Origin of the sequence: Streptomyces sp. SID1328 (genome assembly GCF_009865595.1) — a bacterium.
GTDB lineage: Bacteria > Actinomycetota > Actinomycetes > Streptomycetales > Streptomycetaceae > Streptomyces > Streptomyces griseoluteus.
In genome coordinates this window covers 1-5,590 of the sequence record NZ_WWKH01000008.1, presented here as the reverse complement: position 1 = coordinate 5,590, position 5,590 = coordinate 1, and the positions used below count along the sequence as shown (strand labels likewise).

Genomic DNA, 5,590 nt, shown 5'->3' with positions numbered 1-5,590 from the left:
CCCTCCTCCTCGGCTTCGCCGGCGGCCTCGTCCCCAGCCCCTCCGCCGTGGTCGTGCTGGTGGGCGCAGCCGCCCTCGGCCAGGCATGGTTCGGTCTCCTCCTGGTGGTCGCGTACGGCGTCGGCCTGGCCCTGACCCTCACCGCAGCCGGCTTCGCCGTGGTCAGGCTCGGCGCCGTCGCCGGACGCCTCCTGGACCGGAACCCGGCCCGTCACGCCCACCCCCTCACCGTCCTGCTCCGCCGCACGATCCCCCTGGCCTCCGCGCTGGCCGTGCTCCTGCTGGGCGCCGGATTGATGCTCAAGGGGGTCGCAAGCGCTGTCGGCTGAAGCTACGTTGGTCAGGATTCGCGCGACGTGCCGTAGGGGGAGCCCGTGTCAGAACAGCCGGGACGCGATCGGTTGATCGCCGGCCGTTACCGTCTGCTGTCCCCGCTGGGCGAGGGCGGCATGGGCACGGTGTGGCGCGCCCACGACGAGGTGCTCCGGCGTGAGGTGGCCGTCAAGGAGGTACGCGCCCCGGCCGGGCTGCCCGCCGGGGACGTGGAGCGGATGTACGCCCGCCTGGAGCGTGAGGCGTGGGCGGCGGCTCGGGTCGCCCACCCCAATGTGGTCACGGTGTACGACGTGGCGATGGAGGGCGGCCGCCCCTGGATCGTCATGGAGCTGGTGCGCGGCCGCTCGCTCGCCGACATCCTGGAGACGACCGGCCCGCTGTCCGTGACGGAGTCGGCCCGCGTCGGCGCGGAGGTGCTGGACGCGCTGCGCGCCGCGCACGGGGTCGGTGTACTGCACCGGGACGTGAAGCCGGCCAACGTGCTGCTGTCGGACGACGGCCGGGTGGTGCTGACCGACTTCGGTATCGCCTCGGTCGAGGGCAGCTCGGCGCTGACCATGGCCGGAGAGGTGATCGGCTCGCCCGAATTCCTCTCCCCCGAGCGGGCGTTGGGCCGTACTCCGGGCCCCGAATCGGACCTGTGGTCGCTGGGTGTGCTGCTGTACGCGGCGGTGGAGGGCGGCTCCCCGTTCCGCCACGACACCCCGATCTCCACCCTGCGCGCCGTGGTGGACGAACCCCTGCCGCCCCCGCACCTCGCGGGCCCCCTCACCCCGGTCGTCGAGGGCCTCCTCCGCAAGGACCCCGAGGAACGGCTGCCCGCCGAACAGGCCGCGCGCGAGCTGCGACTGATCGCGGCCGGGGGCGCCCCCACGACCCGTGTCGCTTACGTACCGCCGCCCCCGCCGACCGTCCTGCTGCCGGAGGGCGAACCCGACCCGGCGCCGCCGGTGCGCGAGCGCCGCGCGGGCGCCGTCCTGGTCATCGGCGTGCTCGCCCTGGTCCTCGCGCTGGCCGGGCTGACGTACACCCTGCTGCAGCGGGACGACGGCGACCGGAACGAGGGCGGAAGCACCCCGAGCGCGACCGTGACGAAGAGCGGCGAGCCCCGCTCCCCCACACCGACCAGCCATGAGCCGTCACCTTCGAAGAGCAGCGCCCCGCCGAGCAGCAGTGAGCCCGCGCAGTCGGTACGGGTGTCGCTGACCGGAACGCACACGCAGTACCAGGGGAGTTGCCCTCCGCCGGAGGCCGGGTCGCCGGTGTTCACCGCGACGTTCACCGTGGGGCGGCTGCCCGCCGAGGTGCGCTACCGGTGGAAGCTGAAGCACGGCTCGTTCGAGGGCGAGGAGTGGCGCACGCTGTCCTTCCCGGAGGGCGGGGAGCGGACGCGGCAGGCGCGGGTGACCGTGCGGACGAACGACGAGGACGGCACGTCGGAGAACGCCATCAGTGTGGAGGTGCGCGAGCCGGAGCGGGTCACGTCCGACGAGGTGCCGTTCACCGTGACGTGTGACAAGACGACGGAGACCCCGTCGGACGGGGCCTCCGCTTCATCCTCCGGCACACCTTGATGTTTCCCTCGTGCGAGTGACTCCCGTACGGCTCGCTTTGCCGGGGTCACCCCTGTGGGCCGCGTGGGTCAGGCGGCGTTGGTGAGCACGGGGAGGTAGCCGCCGGACTGTCCGGCCGCGGTGGGGTGGTAGGACTCACCGATGTTCGTCCAGTTGACGCTGTGCAGCCAGGAGTCGCTGGAGCAGATCTCGTGGCCGGTGAAGGTGGTGCGGACGTCACCGAAGACGAAGCCGTGGGCCTGGGCGCGCTTCTGGATGGCGCTGTTCATGTAGTCGGCCGCGCTGTTGATCGCGGAGCGCTTCGTCTCGGAGAGGCCGAGGCAGGTCTGGCCGAGCAGGTAGAAGCGCGGGTAGCCGATGACGACCACGCGGGCGGAGGGGGACTTGGCGCTGATCGCGTTGTACACGGCGTCGAGCTTGCCGGGCAGCGTGGAGTCGACGTAGGCGCGGGCGGTGTTGATCCGCGAGAGACAGGTGCTGTCGGAGGAGATGACACAGGTGGTCATGACATCGGCGAAGCCGGCGTCATTGCCGCCGATGGTGATGGACACCAGGCCGGTGGAGGAGTTGAGCGAGCCGAGCTGGTTCGCGAGGACGTCGTCCGTGCGGGCGCCCGAGCAGGCGTTGAAGGCGAACGAGGACGGGCCGTGCGCGGCGTTCCAGAGGTAGGGGTACGCCTTGGTGCTGCGGTCGCAGTCGCCGCTGGAACTGATGTAACTGCCCGACCCCACCCCGGAGGAGTAGGAGTCGCCGAGCGCCACGTAGCCACCGGTGGCGGCCTGCGACGATCCGGCACCGGCGAGGGTGAAGCCGGTGGCGAGGAGGAGTGAAGCCACGTATGCCGCAATTCGGGTACGTCTCATGGAACCTCCCTTTAGCAGGATCTCTGCCACAACTTTGGTACCAGCTACGCGCGTTGACGGGAAGTGTCCATGCCAAAACAATTTCGCCCCTCAACCGTCCGGCCGGGCGCGGGGCAGGTCCGCCTTGTTGACGACCCGCCACATAGCACATGACGTAGACGGGTTCGGGCACATTGCCCCAGAAGAGGCATGCGGACCGAGGTCGTCTTGACGCCCTCCGAGCGGCTGGGCCACATTGAAGCCCGGCATCCGGCGCGTCGGGGGGCAAAGTCGGCCCATGCGGTCCTCAACTGGCAACAGATCCACGGCAGATGGCTCCATGGCGGACGGCGAAGGCGCAGAGCGGGCAGGTCCGGGGAGGGACCTGTCGGCGCTGCTCGCCGGAGCCGCGGCCGGCACCGCCGCGTGCGGCGCGCTGCTCGCGCTCACGGACTCCGGCTCACCGCTGCGCGGGCCGTGCGCGCTGTTCTTCCTGCTCGCCGCACCAGCCCTGGCCATCGCCGTGGCGCTGCGCGGGCTCGACCCCTTCGGCCGGCTGATCGCCGCGCTCGCGGGGGCGGTGGCGCTCGACATGCTGGTCGCCCAGGCCATGTTGACGGTGCATCGCTGGTCGGTGACCGGCGGGATCGTCGCCGTGACCGTACTCAGCCTGCTGATCCTCCTGGCCACCCGTGCACGACAGGGGGAGGGTTCGCGGGAGGGGACACCGGAGGGGAGTAAAACAGGCCAAAGTTCCGTAACGGCCAAACCAACTGATTCGTGAGACCACGTCCAGGTCTTGCGATTCTGCTTCTATCGTCAATACCGTCGTACATCTCACCCGATCGGTCCGTCGCCCACGGTTCAGGGGAGGGCTCGGAGCCGTGACGCACCGGGGTGAGGCGCGGTAGGGGGGTGCCGTGCTCGGTGACCGCACCAGGTGACCGGGCCGTGCCGCGCGACCGGAGGTCCCTGCACGCTCGGGGGCCCGGTCAGCTTTGCCAGCTCGTCCTTTCCGGCCCGGAGCGCTTTTCGCCGTGCCGCGGCCAGGGACGAGAACCCCCCTTTCGAACCGGACACACAGCCGGGCCGCCCGAGGGGTGGGCGGTCCACCGGACGAGAGGGACCACAGTCATGAGTTCTGTTCTGCGCACGCCGGGTCCGGACCGCGAACCGCTGCTCGCGGCCCATTACCGGCCCATCTCCTCGCACCTGGCGATCACTCCGCCGGTGAGCGTGGTGATCCCCGCCATGAACGAGGCGGAGAACCTGCCGTACGTGTTCAAGACGCTGCCGGACTGGATTCACGAAGTGGTCCTGGTCGACGGCGACTCCACCGACGACACCGTGGACGTGGCCCGCTCGCTGTGGCCGGACGTGAAGGTGGTCGCCCAGCGCGGCAAGGGCAAGGGGGACGCCCTGATCAGCGGTTTCGAGGCATGCTCCGGCGACATCATCGTGATGGTCGACGCGGACGGCTCGGCCGACGGCAACGAGATCGTCTCCTACGTCTCCGCGCTGGTCTCCGGCGCCGACTTCGCCAAGGGCTCCCGGTTCGCCAACGGCGGCGGCACCGATGACATGACCCTGATCCGCAAGCTGGGCAACTGGGCGCTGTGCACGGTCGTCAACCGCAAGTTCGGCGCCCGCTACACCGACCTCTGCTACGGCTACAACGCCTTCTGGCGGCACTGCCTGGACAAGATCGACCTGGACTGCACCGGCTTCGAGGTCGAGACGCTGATGAACATCAGAGTGGTCAAGGCAGGGCTGAAGGTGCAGGAGATCCCCAGCCACGAGTACCTCCGCATCCACGGCACCAGCAACCTGCGGGCCGTGCGGGACGGGCTGCGGGTGCTCAGAGTGATCCTCCAGGAGCGTTCCAACCGCCGTGCGCTGCGCCGGGGACGCCGCTCGCCGCTGGCGGACTCCCGGCGGGGAGCGTCGTCTTGACCGCTCCGGCCGTCTCCGTCGTGATCTGCGTGTACACCGAGGACCGCTGGGAGGACATCCTCGCGGCGGTCGCCTCGGTCCGCGCCCAGTCCCACCCGCCGCTGGAGACCCTGCTGGTGGTGGACCACAACACCGCCCTGCTGGACCGGCTGGCCGCCGAGTACAAGGAAGCGGACGGCCCGGTCCGGGTGCTCGCCAACGCCGGTCCGCGCGGCCTGTCCGCGGGCCGCAACACCGGGGTCGCCGCGTCGAAGGGCGAGGTGATCGCGTTCCTCGACGACGACGCGGTGGCCGAACGGGACTGGCTGCGCCACTTCGCCGAGGGGTACGCCGACCCGCGCGTACTGGCGGTCGGCGGCCGGACCGAGCCGGTGTGGGCGTCGGGGCGGCGGCCGCCCTGGTTCCCGGCGGAGTTCGACTGGGTGGTGGGCTGCACCTACCGGGGTCTGCCGCCCGGCCGGGTCCGGGTGCGCAACGTGCTGGGCGGCAACGCCTCCTTCCGGCGCACCGCGTTCGAGCTGGCGGGCGGTTTCGCCACCGGGATCGGCCGGGACGGCGACCGGCGCCCGCTGGGCTGCGAGGAGACCGAGCTGTGCATCCGGATCAGCCGCGCCCGCCCCGACGCCGTGCTCCTCATCGACGACCGGGCGGTGATCCACCACCGGGTGCCCGAGGCCCGCGAGCGCTTCGCCTACTTCCGCACCCGGACGTACGCCGAGGGCCTGTCCAAGGCGCTGGTGGCCCGGAGCGTGGGCGCGGCGAAGGGGCTGGAGTCGGAACGCCGGTACACCACACGGGTGTTGCCCGCCGGGATCGCGCGCGGCCTGCGGGACGCGGTGCTCGCCCGGCCGGGCGGCGCGGGACGGGCCGGGGCGATCGTGGCGG

General features: G+C 71.4%; 5 protein-coding genes and 1 pseudogene. 5 read left to right on the top strand and 1 reads right to left on the bottom strand.

Going from position 1 to position 5,590, the window contains the following annotated elements; genetic code table 11:
- Positions 1-329 (top strand): annotated as a pseudogene (locus GT030_RS00345) (nickel transporter); the annotation flags it as partial.
- 45 nt (positions 330-374) lie between these two features.
- Positions 375-1,910: a serine/threonine-protein kinase gene (locus GT030_RS00340; protein ID WP_161199266.1), complete on the top strand. Its 1,536-nt coding sequence runs from the start codon at positions 375-377 to the stop codon at positions 1,908-1,910.
- 68 nt (positions 1,911-1,978) lie between these two features.
- Here the strand turns inward: GT030_RS00340 and GT030_RS00335 are convergent, their stop codons facing one another.
- A complete protein-coding gene (locus tag GT030_RS00335; protein WP_161199265.1) occupies positions 1,979-2,773 on the bottom strand; it encodes an SGNH/GDSL hydrolase family protein in 795 nt (264 codons plus the stop codon).
- A gap of 319 nt (positions 2,774-3,092) precedes the next feature.
- On the opposite strand from GT030_RS00335, the gene GT030_RS00330 reads away from it, so the two are divergent.
- The 3 genes from GT030_RS00330 to GT030_RS00320 form a co-directional block, all read left to right on the top strand.
- Complete coding sequence (locus GT030_RS00330) at positions 3,093-3,536, top strand: hypothetical protein (RefSeq protein ID WP_237522123.1); 444 nt, start codon at positions 3,093-3,095, stop codon at positions 3,534-3,536.
- Between the two features lie 350 nt (positions 3,537-3,886).
- Positions 3,887-4,705, top strand: coding sequence for a glycosyltransferase family 2 protein (locus tag GT030_RS00325; protein ID WP_161199264.1), 819 nt, complete (start codon positions 3,887-3,889; stop codon positions 4,703-4,705).
- A partial coding sequence (locus GT030_RS00320) for a glycosyltransferase family 2 protein (protein WP_161199263.1) occupies positions 4,702-5,590 on the top strand: 889 nt, incomplete at its 3' end. The genes GT030_RS00325 and GT030_RS00320, both read left to right, overlap by 4 nt.